Origin of the sequence: Nocardioides houyundeii, from assembly GCF_002865585.1 — a bacterium.
GTDB lineage: Bacteria > Actinomycetota > Actinomycetes > Propionibacteriales > Nocardioidaceae > Nocardioides > Nocardioides houyundeii.
Map to the genome: position 1 here is coordinate 1,372,547 of NZ_CP025581.1, position 22,291 is coordinate 1,394,837.

Below are 22,291 nucleotides of genomic sequence, written 5' to 3' on the forward strand. Positions count from 1 at the left end.
GCTCCCTGTGTCATGGTGGACTGGTTGACATCTCGGACCCGCTAGGAGCTTCACCGTGCTGCCCGTCATCCTCGCGATGCTGTTGATCCTCGTGGTCGGCGCCGCTGTGCTCGCCTACGTGGCGTTCCCGTACCGCGGCGAGGAGATGCCCGTGGTCCCCGTCGTCGGGGACGCCATGCGCAAGGGCGTCGACGCCCTTCCGGTGATCCCCTCCGAGGACGACGAGCACGAGGACTGGAAGTTCGGCCCCCGCAGCGCACCTGAGCGCTGAGCGATCGCCGGCGTGGGCGCCTGAGCGGGTCACCTGAGCGGGGGGACCGGCCTACCGGCCACGCTGCGGGTCGGCGCCGGCGCGGCATCTGGTTGGATTGGCGCCATGGGTGAATGGCTGTACCTGATCATCGGCATCGCCGTCCTCGTCGTCGCGACGACGGCCGGGCTGCTGGCCAGCGGACGACGCAAGACGCCGCCGGCGCCGCGAGACACCACGGGGGTGATCTCGTCCACGACCACGCAGGCACCGCCTGGGACGTCCGCCGAGGCGCCGGTCGAGACTCCGGTCGAGACCCCGCTGGAGGCGCCTGCCGCCCCCCTGGTGGAGCGTCCGGAGGGCACCGCCTCCCGCCTGGTACGGCTGCGGCAGCGGCTGGCGGGCTCCCAGGGAGCGCTGGGTCGCGGGCTGCTGGCGCTGCTCTCGCGCGATCGCCTGGACGAGGACACGTGGGAGTCGATCGAGGACACCCTGCTCACCGCCGACATCGGCGTGGCACCCACCCAGGAGCTCGTGGACCGGTTGCGCTCGCGGCTCCGGACCGAGGGCAGTCAGGCCGACGCCCGCGCGGTCCTGCGCGAGGAGCTGCTGACCCTGGTCGACCCCAGCATGGACCGGCGACTGCAGGTCAGCGGTGCCGACGGGCAGCCGGGCGTGGTGCTCGTGGTCGGCGTCAACGGTGCGGGCAAGACCACCACCGTGGGCAAGATCGGGCGCATCCTGGTGGCCGAGGGCCGCACCGTGGTGATGGGCGCGGCCGACACCTTCCGGGCCGCAGCCGTCGAGCAGCTGGTCACCTGGGGGGAGCGGGTCGGCGTGGACGTCGTGCGCGGCCCCGAGGGGACCGACCCGGCCAGCGTGGCGTTCGAGGCGGTGAAGGAGGGGAGCGCCCGTGGCGTGGACACCGTGCTGGTGGACACCGCCGGGCGCCTGCAGAACAAGGCCGGGCTGATGGACGAGCTGGGCAAGGTCAAGCGGGTGATCGAGAAGCAGGCGCCGGTCACCGAGGTGCTGCTGGTGCTCGACGCGACCACCGGGCAGAACGGCCTGATCCAGGCCAGGGTCTTCTCCGAGGTCGTCGACGTGACCGGGATCGTGCTGACCAAGCTCGACGGCTCTGCCAAGGGAGGTATCGTCGTGGCTGTCCAGCGCGAGCTGGGGGTGCCGGTGAAGCTGGTGGGTCTCGGCGAGGGCGCCGACGACCTGGCTCCGTTCGACGCCGAGGCCTTCGTCGACGCACTCCTGGGCTGACCTGAGGACACGGCACGGCACGAGGGAAGGCACGCAAGGTGGAACGACCGCGTATCTCCCGGATCCGTCGCGCCGTGGACCGCGTCCTGACGCCTCGCCCACCCCAGCCGCACGGCGTACCGCTGGGCGGTGAGGCGGCGCTCCTGATGGCCTCGCCCCTGTTCGACGAGGAGTGGTACTCCGCAGTCACCGGAGTCACCGGGAGCCGGCTGGACCTGGTGCGCCACTACCTGCGTACGCCGGTCTCCAAGCGGTGCTCGCCGAACCCGCTCTTCGACCGGGCCTGGTTCCGCGAGCACCACGCCGCCGACCTGGGCGAGCGGGACGCGTTCCTGGTCTACCTGCGCCGCAAGCCCTACCGGACCCCCACCCACCCGTTGTTCGACACCCGTCGCTACCTGCGCCGGACGCCGGGCGCCAGCGCCCATCCCGATGGCCCCATCGGCCACTACCAGGAGATCGGGGCGGTCGCCGGAGCACCGGCCAACAAGTGGCTGGTGGCGCGCGACGGCGAGCAGGCCGTCAGCCTGCTCACCTGGATCACGGCGCGTCGCGCCGAGTGGGTCGAGCGGGCCGCGTCCCAGAGTCGCCGGAAGACCACCCGGGAGGACCTGCGGCGGGGCGAGCAGCTGGTGGACGGCTACGCACACATCGACCCCGACGTGCCCGGGACCGGGCCACTGGTCTCGGTGGTCGTCCTCGCCGGCAGCGACGTGGGTCACCTCGCCACCTCGCTGCGCTCCGTGCGTGCTCAGCGGCTCGCCAGCTGGCAGGTCGTGGTGGTCGACGGCGGGCGGATCCCGCAGCTCGACGACGTTCTCGACGCCGAGCTGGAGCCGGGCACCTGGCAGCTGGTGGCCGCCGAGGGCGAACCGCCGGCCGGAGGGGTCAACCGGGCCGTGGAGCGGTGCACCGGTGAGTGGCTGGCGTTCCTGCAGGCCGGCGACACCTGGGACCCCGACCGGCTTCGGCTGCTCACCGCAGTAGGGCAGGTCGACGGTGACCGCGCCCTGGCCGACGTGCTCAGGAGGGTACGTCGTGACGGTTCCTCGACCCTGGTCGGCAACGCCCTGCCCCGGGCCACCGTGGCTGACCGCAGCACCGTCGACCTGGGGCGGCTGCTGGTCCGGCGCGACACGTTCACCGGGCTCGGCGGGCTCGACGAGGACCTGCCGGGGGCCTGGACGTTCGGGCTGGTGACCCGGCTGGCGCGGGCCGAGGGCGTGCGGGTCGTGCCGTTCCTGGGCCTCACCCGGCACGCCGTCTGGGCGCTCGAGGCCCGGCGCCGTCCGGCGGGTGACCGACCCGCGCTGGACCACGCCAAGGTGGCGTCCTGGGCCGACGTGGTCCTCAACCGCTCCCTGGTCGACTGGGACGAGCTGGCGCACCGCGACCGCGACCCGGGCCTGGTCTCGGTGGTGATCCCCACCTACGCGGACTGGTCCATGACCTCCGAGGCGGTCCAGAGCGTGATGGCGGCCGCCGAGGAGGACGGGGCCCCGCGCGTGGAGTGCCTGGTGGTGGACAACGGCTGCGACGCCGACACCTCGGTGATCCTGGACTCCCTCGCTGCCCGCTTCGAGCAGGTGCGGGTGCTGCACTTCCCGACCAACCACGGCTTCGCGCTGGGCAACAACCTCGCCCTGCCGCACGTGGGCGGGGCGACGGTGGTCTTCCTGAACAACGACACCGCCGTGGACCCGGGCTGGCTGGATCCCCTGGTCACGGCCCTGGAGGACCCGGACGTGCTGGGTGCCCAGTCGCTGCTGCTCTACCCGACCGGGGTGATCCAGTCCGCGGGCGTGGCATTCCCCGCCACGGGGGGACTTCCGCACGCCTTCCTCCAGGGCTTCCCCGTCGAGGACGCGGAGGGCGTCGAGCAGCTCTCCTTCGCGGCCCTGACGGGTGCGGCGCTGGCGCTGCGGACCCGGGACGCGATCGAGCTGCGCGGGTTCGACCCGGTCTACCGCAACGGCATGGAGGACATCGACCTGTGCCTGCGACTGGCCCAGCTGCGGCCGGGTCGCTTCGTGGTCCGCCCCGACTCCCGGGTCACGCACTTCGAGTCCCAGACTCCCGGGCGGTACGACGCCTTCGACACCAACCGGGCGCTCTTCCTGGAGCGCTGGGAACGGCGTACCCCCGGCGACGACGTGCACCTGTGGGCCACGCGAGGCTTCCGGGTCGTGGACCACGCGGTCTCCTTCCGGCACCGCAAGCAGCGCCGTCTCGGCGTCCCGGAGCCGGTGCTGGTGCGCGAGACCAGGCACCAGGTCGACGAGCACCCCCCGAGGCTGCGGTGGGCCATCAAGAACCCCGCGCCCTTCGGACCCGAGGCCGAGCGGTGGGGGGACACCCACTTCGCCCGCGCCCTGGCCGTCGCGCTGCGGGAGCTGGGCCAGCAGGTCGTGATCGACCACCGGCCCGAGCACGAGCGCTACACCGGCAGGTTCGACGACGTCTCGCTGGTGCTGCGCGGCCTGGCCCCGTACCGGCCCTCGTTCGAGCACGTCACCATCGGATGGGTGATCTCCCACCCCGAGATGCTGCCGACGGCGGAGGCGGTCTCCTACGACCGGTTGCTGGCGGCCTCGGCGACCTGGGCCGCGCGCCGGTCCAAGGACTGGGGGATCGAGGTCGAGCCCATGCTCCAGGCCACCGACCCAGCGCTCTTCCACCCGGACCTCGCGATCCCCGACACCGGTCACCCGGTGCTCTTCGTCGGGGGGTCGCGCAAGGAGTACCGGCCCATCGTGCGGGCGGCCGTGGAGTCAGGTCTGCCGATCTCGATCTACGGCACCCAGTGGCGCCCCTTCGTGGCGGGGCGGCTGATCAAGGACCCCTACCTGCCCAACACCCGGCTGGGCGCGGCCTACCGGGCTGCCGGGGTGGTGCTCAACGACCACTGGGAGGACATGCGGACCGAGGGGTTCGTCTCCAACCGCCTCTTCGACGCCGCGGCCAGCGGGGCCCGGGTGATCACCGACGACGTCGAGGGCCTCGGCGGTCTCTTCGGTCCCTCGGTCCAGGTGATGAGGTCGCGGGAGCACCTGGTCGAGCTGAGTTCGTCGGCCGATCCGGACAGCATCTTCGGCAGCGACGAGGAGCGGCGTGCGGTGGCGGCACGGGTGCACCGTGAGCACTCGTTCGCCGCGCGCGCGGCGCGGCTGGTCGAGATCGCCCTGGAGGCTCGGCGCGAACGAGGCTTCGACCGCTGAGGGGTCCCTGCCGGGACGGACCGGGGGCGAACAGGTCAGGCGGTGCGTTCCCCGCTGGGGCGACGCGAGGCCCGTTCCAGCTCCAGGTGACGGCGCAGGGGGGAGTCGGGCAGCTGCGGCGGCACCGGTGACTCCAGGTCGGAGTCCAGCACCTCCTCCAGGTGCTCGGGTCGTAGCGCGGCGGGTCGTAGCGCCCTCAGGTGCTCGTGCAGCCAGGGGTCGTGGCGGAACTGCCCGGCCTCCTGGCCGGCCAGCAGCTCGTGGGGCTGCGGACTGCGGGCGAGGTAGGAGTCCTCCAGGGTGCCGTCCTTCCAGCGCCGGTAGTCGGCCATGCCGTGGTGGTTCGGGCTGGGCTTGAGGTCCGGTGAGGCTTCGTAGCCGCGACCGGCGTTGACCACCTTGCGCTCGAACTGGGTCCAGGAGCGCCACGGGAGGTGCAGGACCTCCAGGGAGACCGCGGGGTCGGGCTGTCCGTTGCTGGACATGGAGGTGAAGTGGTTCCCCTGCTGCACCACGATGTCGGACTCGCCGCGGTGCACGGCGTTGGGGGTCGGCTGGGCGTGCAGCCCGATCGCGTGGAGCTGTTCGTCGCTGCGCTGGTCGCGCCACACCAGCCGGGAGAGGCCGCTGCCGGACCAGCCCGCGGGACCGATCAGGTTGACCACGGGAACCGTGAAGGCGTTGAGGTGCAGGGGAGTGGCCTCCAGGGCGTCGCGCACAGTGAGCGAGCGGTCGCGGGGCACCAGGAACTCGTCGGCGTCCAGGTTGAGCACCCAGTCGGCCCGGAAGCGGGTCCGGGCCCGACGGGCCATCCTGGTCACGACGTCGCGCTGCTGCTTGCGGTGCTCGGCATCGTGGTGCAGCTCGACCAGGCCGGTCTCGGCGTAGCTTTCCAGCACCTCTCTGGTGCCGTCGACGGAGGCGTTGTCGGTCACGATGATGGTGTCCAGGCCCTGCGCGAGGTGGTGCTCGACCATGGCCGCGACGATGTCGACCTCGTCGCGCACCATCAGGGTCCCGATGATCCTCACAAGCCAGCACCTTAGTTCACCCGGGCGCGGCGCCACGACCGCCGACCGGCGTGAGTATCTGTTCATCTGCCCGTAACACAGGGGCGGAAGTTGTTTCTTGCGCGCAACACACGCAGCGGGGCGGTGAAACCTCGCTCCCCGAGGGTTCTTCCATCACACCCCGAAGCAACTGGAGGTCCAATGGACTACGGCTACCACGCCTGGATGCTGATGGCGGCGTCGCTCGTCCTGATGATGACCACGCCCGCTCTCGCCCTCTTCTACGGCGGCATGAGCAGGTCTAAGTCGGTTCTCAACATGATGATGATGTCGTTCTCGGCCGCCGGCGTCGTCGGCATCGTCTACGTTCTGTGGGGCTGGTCCATGTCCTACGGTTCCGAGGACGTCGCCATGCTCTTCAACAACCCGTTCGAGACCTTCGGCCTCTCCGGCATCGGCGGCCAGGACTACATCTTCGTCGGGTTCCAGATGACGTTCGCGATCATCACGGCGGCGCTGATCAGCGGGGCGGTCGCCGACCGCCTCAAGTTCTCCGCCTGGCTGGTCTTCCTGCCCCTGTGGGTCACGCTGTCCTACTTCCCGCTCGCCCACATGGTGTGGGGCGGCGGCTTCCTCAGCGGTGCCAGCAACGGGCTGGCCGACCTGATCTTCTCGGGTGACGGCGGGGCCGCCGTGGCTCCGGTCGACTACGCCGGCGGCACCGTGGTGCACATCAACGCCGGTGTCGCGGGCCTCGTCCTGGCGCTGCTGCTGGGCAAGCGCCTGGGCTTCGGCAAGGAGCCGATCAAGCCGCACAACCTGCCGCTGACCATGATCGGCGCCGGCCTGCTGTGGTTCGGCTGGTACGGCTTCAACGTCGGCTCGGTGGTCTTCACCGGTGCCAGCGCCGAGGCGGACGCGGCGCAGTTCCTGAGCGAGACCAGCCTGGTGTGGCTGAACACCACCGTGGCCACGTGTGCGGCCATCATGGGCTGGCTGGCCGTGGAGAAGATCCGCGACAAGAAGGCCACTTCCCTGGGTGCTGCCTCCGGTGTGGTGGCCGGCCTGGTCGCCATCACCCCGGCCGCAGGGGCGCTCTCCCCGGTGGGCTCGATCGTGCTGGGCCTGGTGGCCGGCGGACTGTGCGCCCTGGCCGTGGGCCTGAAGTACAAGCTCGGCTACGACGACGCGCTGGACGTGGTCGGTGTCCACCTGGTCGGTGGCCTGGTGGGCACGATCGGCATCGGCTTCCTCGCCACCAGTGGCGGCCTGTTCTACGGCGACGGGATCAAGCAGCTCGTGGTCCAGTTCCTGGTCGCGCTCTTCGCCGTCATCTGGTCGGGCATCATCACCTTGGTGATCGGCCTGGGCATCAAGAAGGCGATGGGTCTGAGGGTCGAGGAGGATGTGGAGGTCGAGGGCGTCGACTTCGCCGAGCACGGCGAGTCCGGCTACGACCTTGCAGGCACCAGCGGCGGGCGTCGCGGAACGCTCGTCGGCACCGCCACCACGCAGAAGCCCAAGGAAGGAGCCAACGCATGAAGCTCGTCACCGCGGTGATCAAGCCGCACAAGTGGGAGGACGTCCGGGAGGCCCTGGAGACCTTCGGGGTCGCCGGGATGACCGTCTCCGAGGTCAGCGGGTACGGCCGTCAGAAGGGCCACACCGAGGTCTACCGTGGTGCGGAGTACGACATCGCGCTCGTGCCCAAGATCCGCATCGAGATCGTCATCGACGATGCCGACGTCGAGGACGTCGTGGGCATCGTGGTCAAGACCGCACAGACCGGGCGCATCGGGGACGGCAAGGTCTGGGTCAGCCCGGTCGACACCGTCGTCCGTGTCCGGACCGGCGACACCGACGAGGCTGCACTCTAGTCGGCGACCGCCCCTGTGGGGCCCATCTCGCTCCGGTGCTCGTCACCGCCGCGGGGTGGGCCCTTCGCCATGATCTGAGCTGGTCGCCCTCACCCACCCCGCCCGACCTAGGAGAGCCATGACTGCCGCCGAGAGAGCCGCCCGCACCAGCGAGGCCGACGCGCTGTGCGAGGCGGCGTACCTCCAGGCGGGAGGACCGGCCACCGGCGCGGCCCTGGTGGCGGTCGGGGGCTACGGCAGGTCCGAGCTCGCCCCGCACTCCGACCTCGACGTGGTGCTGGTCCACGAGGACGATGTGGACCCGGGAGCACTCGCCGTCGACCTCTGGTACCCCCTGTGGGACAGCACCTGGAAGATCGACCACTCCGTCCGCTCCTTCTCCCAGATGACCGAGGCCGCCGAGGCCGACCTCAGGGTGGCCCTCGGACTGCTCGACGTACGGCACCTGGCGGGTGACCCGAGCCTGACCTTGAGACTGCGGGGCTCCACCCTGGCGGCGTGGCGGCGTTCTGCCCGCCACCGGCTGCCCGAGCTCGCCGCCCTGGTACGGCGCCGGCACGAGAGCGTCGGCGAGCTGGCCCACGTCTCGGTCCCCGACCTGAAGGAGGCAGCCGGCGGGCTGCGGGACACGGGTGTCCTCAAGGCGCTCGTCGCCACCTGGCTGGTCGACGTGCCCCACGCCGAGCTCGAGCACGAGCGCCAGGCGCTGCTGGACGTGCGTGACCTGTTGCACGGGCTGAGCCACCGTCCGGGAGACCGGATCGGACCGGACGTGTGGCCTGACCTGGCCGCAGCGGCCGGGCTGCCGGACGCCGAGACGGCGCAGCGGATGGTGCGCCTCATGGGGCGCCGGGTGGCCCACCTCTCGCGGCTGACGTGGCGGCGGGTGGACGCGGTCCTCGCCCGGCCCCGGGTGACCGGCCCTCGTCGTCCCCGGCTCGACCCGTTGGCGCCCGGAGTGGCCGCCTCGGTGGGGGAGGTGGTGCTGGACGGACGGGTGGACCCCGCGCGCGACCCGCTGCTCCTGCTCCGGGCGGCCTGCGAGGCAGCCGAGCGTGACCTGGTGCTCGCGCCTGCCACGGTGGCACGCCTGCTGAGGGAGTGCCCGCCGCTGCCGGAGCCCTGGCCCGAGGAGGCCCGGCACCTGATGGTGCGCCTGCTCGCCTCGGGTCACGGCCTGCTGGCGGTCTGGGAGACGTTGGAGGAGACCGGGGGACTGGCCGGCATCCTGCCCGAGTGGGAGCGGATCCACCTGCTGCCCCACGCCTCCACCGTCCACCGCTTCACCGTCGACCGACACGTGGTGGAGACGTGCGTGGAGGCCTCCGCACTGATCCGTCGGGTCTCGCGTCCTGACCTGCTCATGGTCGCGGCCCTGCTGCACGACATCGGCAAGGGCGGTCTGGTGGAGCACAGCGTCGCCGGCGAGCCGATCGCCCGCGGCGTCGCTGCCCGGATGGGGTTCTCCGAGCCCGACGTGGACCTCATCGGGAACCTGGTGCGCTGGCACCTGCTGTTGCCGGAGGTCGCCACGACGCGCGACGTCGACGACCCTGCCACCGTCGGCCAGGTGACCGGCCGGGTGACGACGGCGCTGGCGCTCGACCTGCTCGCCGCGCTCACCGAGGCCGATGCCCTGGCGGCCTCGGAGAAGGCGTGGTCCACCTGGCGAGCGGGCCTGGTGGGGTCCCTGGTGGCGAGGGCGCGTCGTGCCCTGGAGTCCGGGACCGACGGGCTCCCGGCGCCCTCCAGCATCCCGGAGGTGCCCGTCTCGGCGGCCCTCGCGGCCGGTCGGACGCTGGTGGAGATCTACGTCGACGGCCGCGACGACGGGTCCCGGGTGACCGTGCTGGCCCCTGATCGCGTCGGCCTGCTGGCCGACGTCGCGGCCATGCTGGCCCTGCACCGTACGTCGGTCAGAGGAGCACGCGCCTGGTCCCAGGGCGATCTCGGCGTCTCGGAGTGGGAGGTCGCCGACCCCGCGCTCGACGCGGCCGTGCTGCGCCAGCGGTTCGAGGCGATCGTGGCGGACCGGCCCCGGACGACCGAGCGGCTGCGTCGCCCGGACCCGGACGGACTGGACCCGGCGGTCGCGGTGCGCCCGGAGGCGTCGCGGCAGGCCACCGTCCTGGAGGTGCGGGCAGCGGACCGGCCCGGTCTGCTCTACCACGTGCTCGCCGCCGTCGCCGGTCTCGGCATGACCGTCCGCTCGGCGCACGTGGACACCCTGGGCCCGCAGGCGGTCGACGTGTTCTACCTCCAGGAGATCGGCGCCCAGGGCCTGGCCGACGACCGTGCCGCCTCGGCGGCCCACGCGGTGCGAGCGGCGCTGACCCGCTCGGCCAGGACCGGGTGAGCCCACCTCGGGGCGCATCCCGGGCGACGGGCCCGGGATGCCCGACCTGCTGTGCGGGGTGCCGGGGCTGCCCGGAGGTCGCCCTGGCCGGGGCGGGTGGGGGATCGGGCTAGGCTGGTGCCTCGTCCGACAGTTGTGGGCCAGCCGCGACCGGCGCCCAGTCACCGCTCACCACCCGAGGGAACGCTCTTGTTCGCCACACTCTCCGACCGCCTCGCCGACACCTTCAAGAACCTCCGTGGCAAGGGGAGGCTCTCCGAGGCCGACATCGACGCCACCGCGCGCGAGATCCGCATCGCGCTGCTGGAGGCCGACGTCGCGCTGCCCGTGGTCAAGGAGTTCGTCGGTGCCGTGAAGGAGCGGGCTCGCGGTGAGGAGGTCAGCGGCGCCCTGAACCCGGCGCAGCAGATCGTCAAGATCGTCAACGAGGAGCTCGTCAACATCCTCGGTGGCGAGACCCGTCGCCTCCGTTACGCCAAGACCGGCCCCACCGTGATCATGCTCGCCGGGCTTCAGGGCGCCGGCAAGACCACCTTGGCCGCCAAGCTGGCACTGTGGCTCAAGGAGCAGGACAAGACGCCGCTGCTGGTGGCCGCCGACCTGCAGCGCCCCAACGCCGTCAAGCAGCTGCAGGTCAACGGCGAGCGGGTCGGGGTGCCGGTCTTCGCGCCGGAGCCCGGCAACGGTGTGGGCGACCCGGTGGCGGTGGCCCGGGCCTCCGTGGCCGAGGCCAAGCGCACGCTGCACGACGTGGTCATCATCGACACCGCCGGACGGCTCGGCGTGGACGCCGAGCTGATGAAGCAGGCAGCCGACATCCGGGACGCCGTCAACCCGGACGAGGTGCTGTTCGTCGTCGACGCCATGATCGGCCAGGACGCGGTCACCACGGCCCAGGCGTTCCTGTCCGGCGTCGGCTACGACGGGGTGGTGCTCACCAAGCTCGACGGTGACGCCCGAGGCGGTGCCGCACTGTCCATCGCCGCCATCACCGGGAAGCCGGTCATGTTCGCCTCCGCCGGCGAGAAGATGACCGACTTCGACCTGTTCCACCCCGACCGCATGGCCTCGCGCATCCTCGACATGGGCGACATGCTCACCCTGATCGAGCAGGCGGAGAAGGCGTTCGACGCGGAGACGTCGGCGAAGGCCGCGGAGAAGCTGCTCGGTGGCAAGGGTGACTTCACCCTCGACGACTTCATGCAGCAGATGCAGCAGCTCCGCAAGCTCGGCTCGATGACGAAGATCATGGGGATGCTGCCCGGGATGGGGCAGTACCGCGAGCAGCTGGAGAACTTCGACGAGCGGGAGCTGGACCGGATCCAGGCCATCATCTCCTCGATGACCCCTGCGGAGCGGGCCAACCCCAAGATCATCGACGGCTCCCGTCGAGCCCGGATCTCCAAGGGCTCCGGCACCACGGTGGCCGACGTCAACCAGCTGGTCGACCGGTTCTTCGAGGCGCGCAAGATGATGCAGCAGATGGCGCGCGGGGGTATGCCGGGCATGCCCGGCATGCCGGGCATGGGCGGGGGCAAGAAGGGCAAGACCGCGCCCAAGAAGGGCAAGGCCAAGCGCGGATCGGGGAACCCCGCCAAGGCCGCCCAGCAGAAGGCGGCCGCGGCGAAGGCCGGCAAGGCTGCGCTGGCCCCGGGGGCGGCGGCCGAGGGCTTCGACTACGAGCAGGCTGCGGCAGCGCTGGACCTGCCCAAGGACTTCTCCAAGTTCCTCAAGTGAGCGACCGGGTGCGGGACCGGGCGTGCCTACGGCGAGCGCTCCCGACCCGGACGACGTGATGGGCACCGTGATGGTCGTGGACGGCGCCAACGTGGTGGGATCGCGCCCCGACGGGTGGTGGAAGGACCGAGCAGGAGCGGCTCGGCGCCTGCACGAGGAGCTGCTGGTGGCCGACCTCCCGCACGACCAGCTGGTGCTGGTCCTGGAGGGCGGTGCGAAGGCGGGGGTGCGTGCGGGGCGTGACGTCCACGTGCGCACCGTGCACGCGCCCCGCGACGGTGACTCCGAGGTGGTCGCGCAGGTGCAGGCCGCTACTGCGGCCGGTCACGTGGTGACGGTGGTGACCGCCGACCAGTTCCTGCGGGCTCGGGTCGAGGGGCTCGGGGCCAGGGCGATGAGTCCGTCCTGGCTGCTCGACCAGCTCTGAGGGTCAGCGCAGACCCTGGGGATCCTGCACGCGCTCATCCGGGTGAGCCTGCCGAGCCGGGTCCTCCCCGCCGGCCCCCACCGGGACCGGCAGCACCGCCGGGTGGTTCGCCCGTACGGCCGCGAAGGTCCACAGGCGGTTGAGCACGAAGGACAGCGGCGTCACCACGACGATGACCGCCAGCTGGCCCCAGTACAGCCGCGTCCGGAGACCGGAGGAGTCGTCGAGCAGACCGGTGGGCAGCGAGATCACCGACCCCGGATGCATCAGCAGCGTCAGCAGGACCAGGCCCAGCAGCTGCCCGAGCAGGCCGACGGCGAGGAAGGGCCAGTACTCCGCCCACCACTTGGCGTGCTTGGTCGTCCGGAACGTCCAGCTGCGGTTGAGCTGGAAGTTCCACAGGTTCGCCACCAGGAACGCGAAGGTGGACAACAGGTGGTACCAGCGCACGTTGAAGTCGCTGAGCGGCAACCCCCACACCGGGAGCTCAGGGTGCGGACCGAGTCTCTTGGCCACGACCAGGGCCACCAGGTTGACGGCGACCCCCGAGGCTCCCACCAGTCCGAAGCGGAGGAAGAGCCCCAGCTCGCGCCGACGTCTGGCAAAGCGGGGTCCCTGGCTCACCCCAAGACCCTAGCGCCAAGTCAGGGGTCGGGCGGGGCCCACGTTCGCTGCCTGCATGCTCCGCGGAAACCACCCGGGTGCACGAGGGCGAGGACCTCCTCCGGGTGGGCGTGCTGCCGCCCCTGCAGCTCGAGAAGTTCCCCAGGACGCCCCGTGGCCGAGCGGTGGCGGGGCCCGATTGGTGACTCCGCTGGGGCATCTGGCAGACTTGCTCGACGTGTCCTGTGTGCCCGGACCCTCTCATCCGGGCTTGCAGAGCCCCTCGAGCGACCTGATCCCGGTCCCCACCTGGTTGGGGGTCGTTCATCCACCACAACTTGCAAGGAGACACCACAAACGTGGCCGTCAAGATCCGTTTGAAGCGCCTGGGCAAGATCCGGGTGCCGCAGTACCGCATCGTCGTCGTGGACTCGCGCAAGAAGCGCGACGGCCGCGTCATCGAGGAGATCGGCAAGTACCACCCCAAGGAGGAGCCCTCGTTGATCGAGGTGACCTCCGACCGGGCGCAGTACTGGCTCGGGGTCGGCGCGCAGCCGACCGAGGCTGTCGAGGTGCTCCTGAAGGTGACCGGCGACTGGCAGAAGTTCAAGGGCCTGCCGGGCACCGAGGGCACCCTGAAGGTCAAGGAGCCCAAGCGCGACAAGCTCGAGATCTTCAACGAGGCGCTCAAGGACGCCGCCAGCGAGCCCAAGGGCGCTGCGGTGACCAAGAAGGCCAAGAAGGACGAGAAGAAGGCAGAGGAGGCCCCCGCGGCCGAGACCCCCGCCGAGACGCCGTCCGCCGAGACGCCCGAGGTTGCCGCGGAGGCCGCTGAGGCCTCGTCCGAGAAGGCCTGAGCCTCGTGCTGGCCGACGCTCTCGAGCACCTCGTCCGTGGCATCGTCGACCACCCGGACGACGTGTCCGTCAAGGACATGCGCCTGCGGCGAGGTGCCGTCCTGGAGGTCCGGGTTCACCCGGACGACCTGGGCAAGGTCATCGGTCGCCAGGGCAGGACGGCGACGGCCTTCCGCACGGTGGTCTATGCGCTCGCGGGCAAGAACCGGCCCCAGGTCGACTTCGTGGACGTCGACCAGCGTCGCTGATCCGCACCTGCTCCACCAGCACGGGCGTCACCCCACCGGGGTGGCGCCCGTGCTGCGTGCTGGCCACTATTGTTGGGTCGTGAACAGCATCGAGGTCGTGGTGGGACGGATCGGCAAGCCGCATGGCGTTCGGGGCGAGGTGACGATCGACGTCCGGACCGACGAGCCGGAGCGCAGGTTCGCCCCCGGGGCGGTGCTCAGGGCGGTGCCCCCGAGGGGGCGTCGTCGCAGCTGAAGGCCCTGACGGTCCGGTCCACCAGATGGCACCAGCAGGTGCTGCTGGTGAGCTTCGAGGAGGCGGGTGACCGCAACGCCGCCGAGGCCGTGCGCGGCACCGTGCTGCACGCCGAGCTCCCGGTCGACGCCGTCCCCGAGGACCCCGAGGAGTTCTACGACCACCAGCTCGCGGGCCTCTCGGCGTACGACCTGGACGGGCGTCTGCTCGGCACGGTCAAGGGGCTGGTCCACGGGGCGGCGCAGGACCTGGTCACCGTGCTGACCCCTGACGGACGCGAGGCCCTGGTGCCGTTCGTGAAGGAGCTGGTGCCGGAGGTCGACGTCCCGGGCGGCCGGCTGGTGGTCGCGGACCGGCCCGGTCTGGTCAGCCCCTTCCCCGACGAGGCCTGATCGGTGCGCATCGACATCTTCTCGATCTTCCCCGACTACCTCAGTCCCCTGGAGCTGAGCCTGGCCGGCAAGGCCCGGCAGTCCGGGCTGCTGCAGATCGAGGTCCACGACCTGCGTGCCTGGACCCACGACCGGCACCGCACCGTCGACGACACCCCCTACGGCGGCGGTGCCGGGATGGTGATGAAGCCGGAGCCCTGGGGCGAGGCGCTGGAGCACGTGGCCGCCGATGGCAGGCCTACCTTCGTCTTCACCACTCCCAGCGGCACCCCGTTCACCCAGGGGCTGGCCCGGGAGCTGGCCGCCTCGGAGCACCTCGTCTTCGCCTGCGGGCGCTACGAGGGGATCGACCAGCGGGTCCTCGACCACGCCGCCACGCTCGGCGAGGTCCGCGAGATCTCCCTGGGCGACTACGTGCTGAACGGGGGAGAGGTCGCCGCGCTGGCCATCACCGAGGCCGTGGTGCGCCTGCTGCCGGGGTTCATGGGCAACCCCGAGTCGCTGGTGGAGGAGTCCCACGAGGACGGTCTGCTGGAGTACCCGGTCTACACCAAGCCCCAGTCCTGGCGCGGTCTGGAGGTGCCCGCGGTGCTGCTGTCGGGCAACCACGCCGCGATCGCTGCGTGGCGGCGCAGCGAGGCGGTACGGCGTACCGCCCGCCGGCGGCCCGACCTGCTGCACGCCAGCACGGTGGTCGACGGCTGGGAGATCGTGGCGGCCCGGCCCAGCGACGCCCCGGAGCTCCTCACCCTGCAGCTCGCCTGCTGGGTGACCGAGGCGATCGCCAACGACGACCTGGGCATCCCGCCCCTGCACGAGGGGCTCGGCGACGTGCAGGCCTCGCTGGCCTCCTGGGACACCTACGTCGTCCGCTCGGCGGGGCGGCTGGTCGGCTCGGTGCGCGGGCGACTCGCCGGGACCGAGTGGGAGATGGGGCGGCTGATGGTCGCTCCCGACCTGCGTGGCCGGGGGCTGGGACGCCTGCTCCTGGAGCACGCCGAGGCGGTCGCTCCCGCCGAGGCGCTCTCGGCCCGCCTCCTCACGGGCAGGTCGAGCCTGGACAACCTGCGCCGCTACCGCAGGGCCGGCTTCGCCGTCGCCGAAGTCGGAGACGGCCGGTCGGGTCCGGTGGTGCTCACCAAGCGGATTTCCCGGCCCTGATCGTCCTGTGGCAGACTTGGCAGCTGGCCAGTCGGTCGAAAGGTGGCCCCGGTAGTTCACGCGGGGGACCTGTGCCGGGCCCCTGCCACAGGGGGAGCCCGACACCGCCGACCACCCGTTCGCCCGACCGGGCGACACGCTGGCCTGCACTCCTAATCGATCACACACACACCGCGGCTGACCTGTGGCACTCGCGAGGAGCATCATGACCAATGTCATTGCCGAGCTCGGCAACGCCCAGAAGCGCGACGACGTCCCGGACTTCCGCGCCGGCGACACCATCAAGGTCCACGTGAAGGTCATCGAGGGCAGCCGCTCCCGTGTGCAGGTCTTCCAGGGCGTCGTGATCAAGGTGCAGGGCTCCGGCGTGGGGCGCACCTTCACCGTCCGCAAGGTCTCCTTCAGCGTCGGCGTCGAGCGCACCTTCCCGCTGAACTCGCCGATCTTCGAGAAGATCGAGGTCGTCACCCGCGGTGACGTGCGTCGCGCCAAGCTCTACTACCTGCGCAACCTGCGCGGCAAGAAGGCGAAGATCAAGGAGCGCCGCGAGGCCTGAGCGGCCCCGCCGACCAGCCCTGGATTAGTCTCTGCTCGTGACTTCTGAAGACCGCGACCTAGCCTCCGCCACCCCCAGTGCGGACGGGTCGCGGTCTTCGTCGTCTCGGGGTCGGCGGCAGCGCAAGCACCTGCCGCTGTGGCAGGAGACGTTCCTGCTCCTGGGGGTCGCCCTGGTCCTGGCGATCATCGTCAAGTCCTTCCTCGTCCAGGCCTTCTACATCCCCTCGGAGTCGATGGAGCCGGGTCTGGTGAACCGGGATCGCATCCTGGTCCAGAAGGTCTCCTACTGGGGTGGGGGCAGCCCGGAGCGCGGGGACGTGGTGGTCTTCAAGGACCCCGGGTCCTGGCTTCGCGGCGTGGAGGAGGCGGACAACCTCGTGGTCAAGGGGATGACCAAGATCGGGCTGTACCCCTCCGGTGGTCATCTGGTCAAGCGCGTGATCGGGGTCGCGGGCGACGTCATCACCTGCTGCGACGACCAGGGGCGGCTCGCCGTCAACGGCGAGCCCCTGGACGAGGACGCCTACGTCAAGGACGACCCACTGACCCAGTGCAACGGGCCGATGGTGCCCAACTGCGACTGGGAGGCCGGGCCGGTGCCCGAGGGACACATCTTCGTGATGGGGGACAACCGTGGTCGGTCCGCGGACTCGTCGGAGAAGATGTGCCGCAAGAACGAGACCGACTGCGTCCCGGGACGGGAGTTCGTCCCGGTCGACCTGGTGGTGGGCAAGGTCTTCGTCCTGATCTGGCCCTGGAGCCACTTCCGCTGGGTGACCCGCCCGGACTCCTTCGCGGACGTGCCCGACGCTGGCTGAGGGATCGCCCGTGCCCGGACTGCCCCGCGGAGTCACCGTGCGTCGCGACGCCGGCCTCTACGGCTACGAGCGCGCCCTGCGCCGGGCCGGGATCGACCCCGTCGCGGGCGTGGACGAAGCCGGTCGCGGGGCGTGCGCCGGCCCCCTGGTGGCGGCCGCCTGCATCCTGCCCGCGGGTCGCGCGGGCATCGTCCCGGGCCTGGCGGACTCCAAGCTGCTGACCGAGAGGGCGCGAGAGGCCTGCTACGAGCAGGTGCTGCGTCGGGCCGTGTCCTGGTCGGTGGTGGTCGTCGACAACCAGGAGTGCGACCGCCTCGGGATGCACGTCGCCAACGTCGAGGCGCTGCGCCGGGCGGTGGCCCTCCTGGACATCCGTCCGGCCTACGTGCTCACCGACGGGTTCCCGGTCGACGGCCTGCACGTGCCCGGGCTGGCCATGTGGAAGGGGGACCGGGTCGCGGCGTGCATCTCCGCCGCCTCGGTGCTGGCCAAGGTGACCCGCGACCGACTGATGCGAGAGCTCGACAGCCAGTGGCCGGCGTACGACTTCAAGACGCACAAGGGCTACATCACCGACGTCCATGCCGCGGCGCTGACCGAGCACGGGCCGTGCCCGGTGCACCGGATGCGGTTCGTCAACGTCCGCCGTGCCGCCGGGCTCGAACCGCCCGCGAGGAGTCCCGGCGAAACCTGCACCGAGTACGACGGGGAGACTAGTGTCGAGACGTAGCCAGCCATGAGGGAGTGACGATGAGCGCCGAGGATCTCGAGAAGTACGAGACCGAGATGGAGCTCACCCTCTACCGGGAGTACCGCGACGTCGTCTCGATCTTCAAGTACGTGGTGGAGACCGACCGTCGCTTCTACCTGTGCAACCAGGTGGACGTGAAGGCGCGGACCGAGAACGGCGACGTCTTCTTCGAGGTGTCGATGAGCGATGCCTGGGTGTGGGACATGTACCGGCCTGCACGCTTCGCCAAGAACGTGAAGGTGCTGACGTTCAAGGACGTCAACGTCGAGGAGCTCAGCCAGCAGGACATCGATCCGCCCAAGGAGTAGCGGGTCGCCGGGCCGTGGGTGGGCCGCGGCGTATCCACAGCCGCCGGACGACGGGCTCTGTCCACAGGGTCCCGTCCGCCGTGGACCGGGCCGACGCGGCTGTCGGCAGGCTGTGGGCCATGGAGACGTGGCAGTGACGACGGCAGCGCACAAGCAGGCGCTGGGGGCGTACGGCGAAGAGCTGGCGGCGCGACATCTGGTCCGGGCCGGCATGGTGGTGCTGGACCGCAACTGGCGCTGCGCGGCCGGTGAGATCGACCTGGTGCTGCGTGACGCGCAGACCCTGGTGGTGTGCGAGGTCAAGACCCGCACCGACGACCGGTTCGGCAGCCCCCACGAGGCGATCACCCCGGTCAAGCTGCGCCGGTTGCGGGCACTGGCGGCGACCTGGCTGGTGGCGCACCAGGCGCACCCGCAGGAGGTCCGCATCGACCTCGTGGCCATCCTCCGGCCGCGCCGCGGGCCTTCGGTCCTGGACCACGTCAGGGGCATCGGCTGATGCTGGCCACCGCGCACACCATCGCGCTGCAGGGCTCGACCGGACACCTGATCGAGGTGCAGGTCGACATCTCGCCCGGGGTGGTGGGGGCGACCATCGTGGGGCGTCCCGACGCCTCGCTGATGGAGGCCCGGGACCGGGTCCGCATGGCGATCACCCATGCGGCACCGCGCTGGCCCTCCACCCGGCGGGTGACGATCCTGCTGTCTCCCGCGGACCTGCCCAAACGGGGCACCCACTTCGACCTGGCGATCGCCATGGGCATCAAGGCGGCCGACGCCGGGGTGCCGCGCGAGGCGCTGCGCGACACCGTCTTCCTCGGCGAGCTGGCGCTGGACGGCGGCCTGCGCCCGGTGCCCGGCGTGCTGCCGATGGTGATGGCCGCGGCGGCGCGCGGGTTCGGCCGGGTCTTCGTGCCCGAGCCGCAGGCGGCCGAGGCGGCGCTGGTGCCCGGCATCGAGGTGTACGGCGTGCGGTCGCTGACCCAGGTGGTGGCCCAGCTCTGCGGGGAGATCGTGCCCGTGGCCGCGCCAGTGACCGAGCTCAGGGCGGCCAGCACGCTGTCGTGGCGCGGCCAGGACCGGCGCGAGGAGGTCGACATGCTCGACCTGGTGGGCCTCAGCGATGCCAAGTACGCCGTCGAGGTCGCGGCGGCAGGCGGCCACCATGTGCTGCTTTCGGGCCCCAAGGGGTCGGGCAAGACGAGCTTGGCGGAGCGGATCCCGACGATCCTGCCGGACCTCACCCGCGAGGAGGCCCTGGAGCTGACGGCCGTGTGGTCGCTGTCCGGCCCCATCGAGTCCGCCACCGGCGTCCTGGTGCGCCCGCCCTTCAGCGCCCCGCACCACGACGCCTCGAAGGCCAGCATCCTCGGCGGCGGGACCGGACGTGTCCGTCCCGGCGAGCTGAGCCGGGCGCACTGCGGTGTGCTGTTCCTCGACGAGTTCCCACTGTTCCGATCCGACGTCATCGAGGCGCTCCGGCAGCCCCTGGAGAGCGGGGAGGTCCGCGTGGTGCGCGGGGACGACGCAGCCACCTTCCCCGCCGGGGGCATGGTGGTGCTGGCCGCCAACCCCTGCCCCTGTGGGGAGTTCCATCCCTCCGCCGGTCTCGACAGGTGCGAGTGCCCGGAGGTGGCGCGCCGCGAGTACCGCCGGAAGGTCTCGGGGCCCATCTCCGACCGGATCGACATCGTGCGCCACGTGCTCCCGGCTCAGCCCCACGAGCGCGACCCCTTCGCCCCGCGTGAGGGATCGCCGGAGATCCGGGGGCGGGTGACGCGTGCACGCCTGCGCCAGCATCAGCGGTACGCGGGACTCGGGTGGCGGCTCAACGCCCAGGCTCCGGGCCACCTGCTGCGCGAGCGGTGGCCGCTCCCGGACGCCGAGCAGCACCGGGTCGACGACGAGGTGTACGCCGGCCGGCTGAGCAGGCGGGGCGCCATCCGGGTCCACCGCCTCGCGTGGTCGGTGGCGGACCTCGCCGCGGTGGACGAGCCGGGGGAGCGCGAGGTGGAGACCGCGCTGCGACTTCGTACCGGCGAGCCGCTGCGCTCCAGCGACCTGGGGCGGGTCGGATGAGCGTCACCGAGGAGGAGCGTCTGGCCAGGGCAGCGCTGAGCCGGCTCGCCGAGCCGGGAGACCCACGGCTGACCGGTCTGGTCAGCGAGATCGGCGCTGTCACCGTGCGCGACCACCTGCAGGCCGAGCGTGACCTCCACGGACTCCGCACCGACGTGGCGGAGCGTCTGGAGGCCCTGGACCCGGCCGCGGACCTGGAGCGCGCCGACAGGCTCGGTGTCCGGTTCGTGGTGCCTGGTGACCCGGAGTGGCCTGAGGGGCTGGACGAGCTCGCGCACGCTGGCGCGGTCGCCAACCGGGGCGGAGTGCCCGTCGGGCTGTGGCTGCGCGGGCACGCCCGGCTCGACACCGTGGCCTCGGGCGTGGCGGTGGTGGGGTGCCGGTCCTCCACCACCTACGGGGACTCCACGGCGGGGGAGATCGCGGCGATGGCGGCCCGGGCGGGACTCAGCGTCGTGTCCGGGGCCGCGTTCGGCATAGACCAGGCCGCGCACCGGGGAGCCCTCGCGATGCAGGGGAGCACAGTCGCCGTGCTGGCCTGCGGGGCGGACCGGCACTATCCCGCGGCCCATCGCAGGCTGATCGACCACATCGCCGACGTCGGCCTCGTGGTCTCCGAGGCTGCGCCCGGCTGTGCGCCCCTGCGGGTGCGGTTCCTGGCACGCAACCGCCTCGTGGCTGCCCTGGCCCGCGGCACGGTGGTGGTCGAGGCGGCGGTCCGCAGTGGCGCGTTGAGCACCGCGCACTGGACGACGAGGCTGAACCGGCCGCTCATGGGCGTCCCCGGTCCGGTGACCAGCGCGCAGTCCCAGGGGGTGCACGAGAAGCTGCGCAGTGGAGAGGCGACGCTGGTGACCGGGGGCGAGGACGTGCTGGAGATCCTGGGACGTCCCGGAGACCACCTGCGCGAGGAGCCCCGGGGGCCGGTCCGGGTCCGCGACGGTCTGGGACTACGGGCCCAGCAGGTGCTGGACGCGGTGCCAGTCACCCGGGGAGCAGCCGTGGACAGCATCGCCCGCTCCGCCGGCATCGGGCTGCGGGAGGTGCACTCGACGCTGGTGACCCTGGCGAGCCAGGGACTGGTGGTCCACGACTCCCGGGGCTGGCGGCTGGGGGACACGGCACGCTGAACCGGGGCGTCCGGCGCCAGACTGTCTACGATCGGCTCATGACTGCCGAGGAGGACGGGGCTGCCGCGGCGCCCGAGCTGCTCCCGGAGCCCCTGGCCCGGGTCCTGGCCGACTACGAGCGGCACCTCGTCGCCGAGCGCGACCTGACGCCCAACACGGTCCGCGCCTACCTCAAGGACGTGGCCGGCATGCTGGAGCACGTCCACCGGCTCGGCCACGTGGACGTCAGCGGCCTGGACCTGCGAGCGCTGCGCAGCTGGCTGGCCAAGCAACAGAGTCTCGGAAGGTCTCGCACGACGCTGGCGCGACGTGCCAGCGCGGTGCGGGTGTTCACCAGGTGGCTGGCCCGCACCGACCGCACCCCCCAGGACGCGGGGGCCTCGCTGCTCTCTCCGAAGCTGGCCAGGACGTTGCCCCCGGTCCTGCGTGCCGACGAGGCGACGGACCTCATCGCCGCAGCCGCGGCGCGGATGGAGGACGGCGGACCGGTGGCGCTGCGGGACGTGGCGATCCTGGAGATCCTCTACGCCACCGGGATCCGGGTGGGCGAGCTCGCCGGCCTGGACCTGGACGACGTCGACGACGACCGGCAGGTGCTGCGGGTCTTCGGCAAGGGACGCAAGGAGCGCACCGTCCCCTTCGGTCGACCGGCGGCCGTCGCCCTTGCCTCGTGGCGGCTCCAGGGCCGCCCTCGCCTGGTGGTGCCGGGCTCCGGTCCCGCGCTGTTCCTGGGTGCCCGCGGCGGGCGGGTGGACGCGCGCATCGTGCGCGAGATGGTGCACCGGCGCCTGGCCGAGGTGCCCGGGGCTCCCGACATGGGGCCGCACGGGCTGCGGCACACCGCGGCGACCCACCTACTCGAGGGTGGTGCGGACCTCCGGTCCGTGCAGGAGCTCCTGGGCCATGCCTCGCTGTCGACCACCCAGCTCTACACCCACGTCTCCACGGATCGGCTGCGCCGGGCCTATCGACAGGCTCATCCGCGCGCGTGAGCGGTCCGGCTC

Annotated in this window: 23 protein-coding genes; 21 read left to right on the top strand and 2 right to left on the bottom strand. The window is 71.8% G+C overall.

The genetic code is table 11. The features are described from left to right. Window positions 1-55 precede the first annotated feature (55 nt). From C0R66_RS06650 to C0R66_RS06660, 3 genes are all read left to right on the top strand, one after another. Window positions 56-271, top strand: coding sequence for a hypothetical protein (locus C0R66_RS06650; protein ID WP_101524039.1), 216 nt, complete (start codon window positions 56-58; stop codon window positions 269-271). Between the two features lie 105 nt (window positions 272-376). After that, the gene (ftsY, locus tag C0R66_RS06655) at window positions 377-1,522 is read left to right on the top strand and encodes a signal recognition particle-docking protein FtsY (RefSeq protein WP_101524040.1); all 1,146 of its coding nucleotides are present in this window, start codon (window positions 377-379) and stop codon (window positions 1,520-1,522) included. 38 nt (window positions 1,523-1,560) lie between these two features. Next, entirely contained in the window at window positions 1,561-4,740 is a 3,180-nt protein-coding gene (locus C0R66_RS06660) for a glycosyltransferase (protein WP_158647931.1), read from the top strand. Window positions 4,741-4,775: 35 nt separating this feature from the next. Here the strand turns inward: C0R66_RS06660 and C0R66_RS06665 are convergent, their stop codons facing one another. Further along, window positions 4,776-5,771 (bottom strand): glycosyltransferase family 2 protein, encoded by a 996-nt coding sequence (locus tag C0R66_RS06665; protein ID WP_241901601.1) that lies wholly within the window; start codon window positions 5,769-5,771, stop codon window positions 4,776-4,778. 180 nt (window positions 5,772-5,951) lie between these two features. Here C0R66_RS06665 and C0R66_RS06670 point away from each other — a divergent pair, with 180 nt between their 5' ends. The 5 genes from C0R66_RS06670 to C0R66_RS06690 all read left to right on the top strand — a co-directional run bounded on the left by C0R66_RS06670 (window position 5,952) and on the right by C0R66_RS06690 (window position 12,147). Continuing rightward, the gene (locus C0R66_RS06670) at window positions 5,952-7,292 is read left to right on the top strand and encodes an ammonium transporter (RefSeq protein ID WP_101524042.1); all 1,341 of its coding nucleotides are present in this window, start codon (window positions 5,952-5,954) and stop codon (window positions 7,290-7,292) included. Then, window positions 7,289-7,627, top strand: a complete 339-nt coding sequence (locus tag C0R66_RS06675; protein WP_101524043.1) for a P-II family nitrogen regulator — start codon at window positions 7,289-7,291, stop codon at window positions 7,625-7,627. Before C0R66_RS06670 ends, C0R66_RS06675 begins: the two co-directional genes overlap by 4 nt. 118 nt (window positions 7,628-7,745) lie before the next feature. After that, window positions 7,746-9,983 carry a [protein-PII] uridylyltransferase gene (locus C0R66_RS06680; RefSeq protein WP_101524044.1) on the top strand — a complete coding sequence of 746 codons (2,238 nt, stop codon included), beginning with the start codon at window positions 7,746-7,748 and terminating at the stop codon, window positions 9,981-9,983. Between the two features lie 189 nt (window positions 9,984-10,172). Beyond that, window positions 10,173-11,720 carry a signal recognition particle protein gene (ffh, locus tag C0R66_RS06685; protein ID WP_101524045.1) on the top strand — a complete coding sequence of 516 codons (1,548 nt, stop codon included), beginning with the start codon at window positions 10,173-10,175 and terminating at the stop codon, window positions 11,718-11,720. 22 nt (window positions 11,721-11,742) lie between these two features. Continuing rightward, window positions 11,743-12,147: a hypothetical protein gene (locus tag C0R66_RS06690; protein WP_338418217.1), complete on the top strand. Its 405-nt coding sequence runs from the start codon at window positions 11,743-11,745 to the stop codon at window positions 12,145-12,147. Between the two features lie 3 nt (window positions 12,148-12,150). Here the strand turns inward: C0R66_RS06690 and C0R66_RS06695 are convergent, their stop codons facing one another. Then, a complete protein-coding gene (locus C0R66_RS06695) occupies window positions 12,151-12,771 on the bottom strand; it encodes a GtrA family protein (protein WP_101524047.1) in 621 nt (206 codons plus the stop codon). 338 nt (window positions 12,772-13,109) lie between these two features. On the opposite strand from C0R66_RS06695, the gene rpsP reads away from it, so the two are divergent. From rpsP to C0R66_RS06755, 13 genes are all read left to right on the top strand, one after another. After that, a complete protein-coding gene (gene rpsP / locus C0R66_RS06700) occupies window positions 13,110-13,607 on the top strand; it encodes a 30S ribosomal protein S16 (RefSeq protein WP_101524048.1) in 498 nt (165 codons plus the stop codon). A gap of 5 nt (window positions 13,608-13,612) precedes the next feature. Then, on the top strand, window positions 13,613-13,855 hold the full coding sequence (locus C0R66_RS06705) for an RNA-binding protein (protein ID WP_101524049.1): 243 nt from the start codon (window positions 13,613-13,615) through the stop codon (window positions 13,853-13,855). Between the two features lie 79 nt (window positions 13,856-13,934). Beyond that, window positions 13,935-14,090, top strand: coding sequence for a ribosome maturation factor RimM (locus tag C0R66_RS20085; protein ID WP_338418218.1), 156 nt, complete (start codon window positions 13,935-13,937; stop codon window positions 14,088-14,090). Between the two features lie 47 nt (window positions 14,091-14,137). Beyond that, window positions 14,138-14,482 (top strand): ribosome maturation factor RimM, encoded by a 345-nt coding sequence (gene rimM, locus C0R66_RS20090; protein WP_241901652.1) that lies wholly within the window; start codon window positions 14,138-14,140, stop codon window positions 14,480-14,482. Window positions 14,483-14,485: 3 nt separating this feature from the next. Beyond that, entirely contained in the window at window positions 14,486-15,643 is a 1,158-nt protein-coding gene (gene trmD / locus C0R66_RS06715; protein ID WP_101524050.1) for a tRNA (guanosine(37)-N1)-methyltransferase TrmD, read from the top strand. A 205-nt stretch (window positions 15,644-15,848) separates the two neighbouring features. Continuing rightward, window positions 15,849-16,199: a 50S ribosomal protein L19 gene (gene rplS / locus C0R66_RS06720; RefSeq protein WP_101524051.1), complete on the top strand. Its 351-nt coding sequence runs from the start codon at window positions 15,849-15,851 to the stop codon at window positions 16,197-16,199. Between the two features lie 37 nt (window positions 16,200-16,236). After that, window positions 16,237-17,019, top strand: coding sequence for a signal peptidase I (gene lepB / locus C0R66_RS06725; RefSeq protein ID WP_101524052.1), 783 nt, complete (start codon window positions 16,237-16,239; stop codon window positions 17,017-17,019). Window positions 17,020-17,029: 10 nt separating this feature from the next. Beyond that, the gene (locus C0R66_RS06730) at window positions 17,030-17,749 is read left to right on the top strand and encodes a ribonuclease HII (RefSeq protein WP_101524053.1); all 720 of its coding nucleotides are present in this window, start codon (window positions 17,030-17,032) and stop codon (window positions 17,747-17,749) included. 20 nt (window positions 17,750-17,769) lie between these two features. Beyond that, window positions 17,770-18,078: a DUF2469 domain-containing protein gene (locus C0R66_RS06735; protein WP_101526090.1), complete on the top strand. Its 309-nt coding sequence runs from the start codon at window positions 17,770-17,772 to the stop codon at window positions 18,076-18,078. A 133-nt stretch (window positions 18,079-18,211) separates the two neighbouring features. Further along, the gene (locus C0R66_RS06740; RefSeq protein WP_101524054.1) at window positions 18,212-18,577 is read left to right on the top strand and encodes a YraN family protein; all 366 of its coding nucleotides are present in this window, start codon (window positions 18,212-18,214) and stop codon (window positions 18,575-18,577) included. Beyond that, window positions 18,577-20,157, top strand: coding sequence for a YifB family Mg chelatase-like AAA ATPase (locus C0R66_RS06745; protein ID WP_241901602.1), 1,581 nt, complete (start codon window positions 18,577-18,579; stop codon window positions 20,155-20,157). Before C0R66_RS06740 ends, C0R66_RS06745 begins: the two co-directional genes overlap by 1 nt. Beyond that, window positions 20,154-21,287 (top strand): DNA-processing protein DprA, encoded by a 1,134-nt coding sequence (gene dprA / locus C0R66_RS06750; protein ID WP_101524055.1) that lies wholly within the window; start codon window positions 20,154-20,156, stop codon window positions 21,285-21,287. The genes C0R66_RS06745 and dprA overlap by 4 nt, the downstream gene beginning before the upstream one ends. Window positions 21,288-21,325: 38 nt before the next feature. Then, entirely contained in the window at window positions 21,326-22,279 is a 954-nt protein-coding gene (locus tag C0R66_RS06755; protein ID WP_101524056.1) for a tyrosine recombinase XerC, read from the top strand. Window positions 22,280-22,291: the final 12 nt, after the last annotated feature.

Bases quoted from the DNA above. Each gene is read 5' to 3' on its own strand.
- ftsY (WP_101524040.1), top strand. From the start codon at position 377: ATGGGTGAATGGCTGTACCTGATCATCGGCATCGCCGTCCTCGTCGTC.
- C0R66_RS06670 (WP_101524042.1), top strand. From the start codon at position 5,952: ATGGACTACGGCTACCACGCCTGGATGCTGATGGCGGCGTCGCTCGTC.
- C0R66_RS06675 (WP_101524043.1), top strand. From the start codon at position 7,289: ATGAAGCTCGTCACCGCGGTGATCAAGCCGCACAAGTGGGAGGACGTC.
- C0R66_RS06680 (WP_101524044.1), top strand. From the start codon at position 7,746: ATGACTGCCGCCGAGAGAGCCGCCCGCACCAGCGAGGCCGACGCGCTG.
- rplS (WP_101524051.1), top strand. From the start codon at position 15,849: ATGACCAATGTCATTGCCGAGCTCGGCAACGCCCAGAAGCGCGACGAC.
- C0R66_RS06735 (WP_101526090.1), top strand. From the start codon at position 17,770: ATGAGCGCCGAGGATCTCGAGAAGTACGAGACCGAGATGGAGCTCACC.
- C0R66_RS06745 (WP_241901602.1), top strand. From the start codon at position 18,577: ATGCTGGCCACCGCGCACACCATCGCGCTGCAGGGCTCGACCGGACAC.
- dprA (WP_101524055.1), top strand. From the start codon at position 20,154: ATGAGCGTCACCGAGGAGGAGCGTCTGGCCAGGGCAGCGCTGAGCCGG.
- C0R66_RS06755 (WP_101524056.1), top strand. From the start codon at position 21,326: ATGACTGCCGAGGAGGACGGGGCTGCCGCGGCGCCCGAGCTGCTCCCG.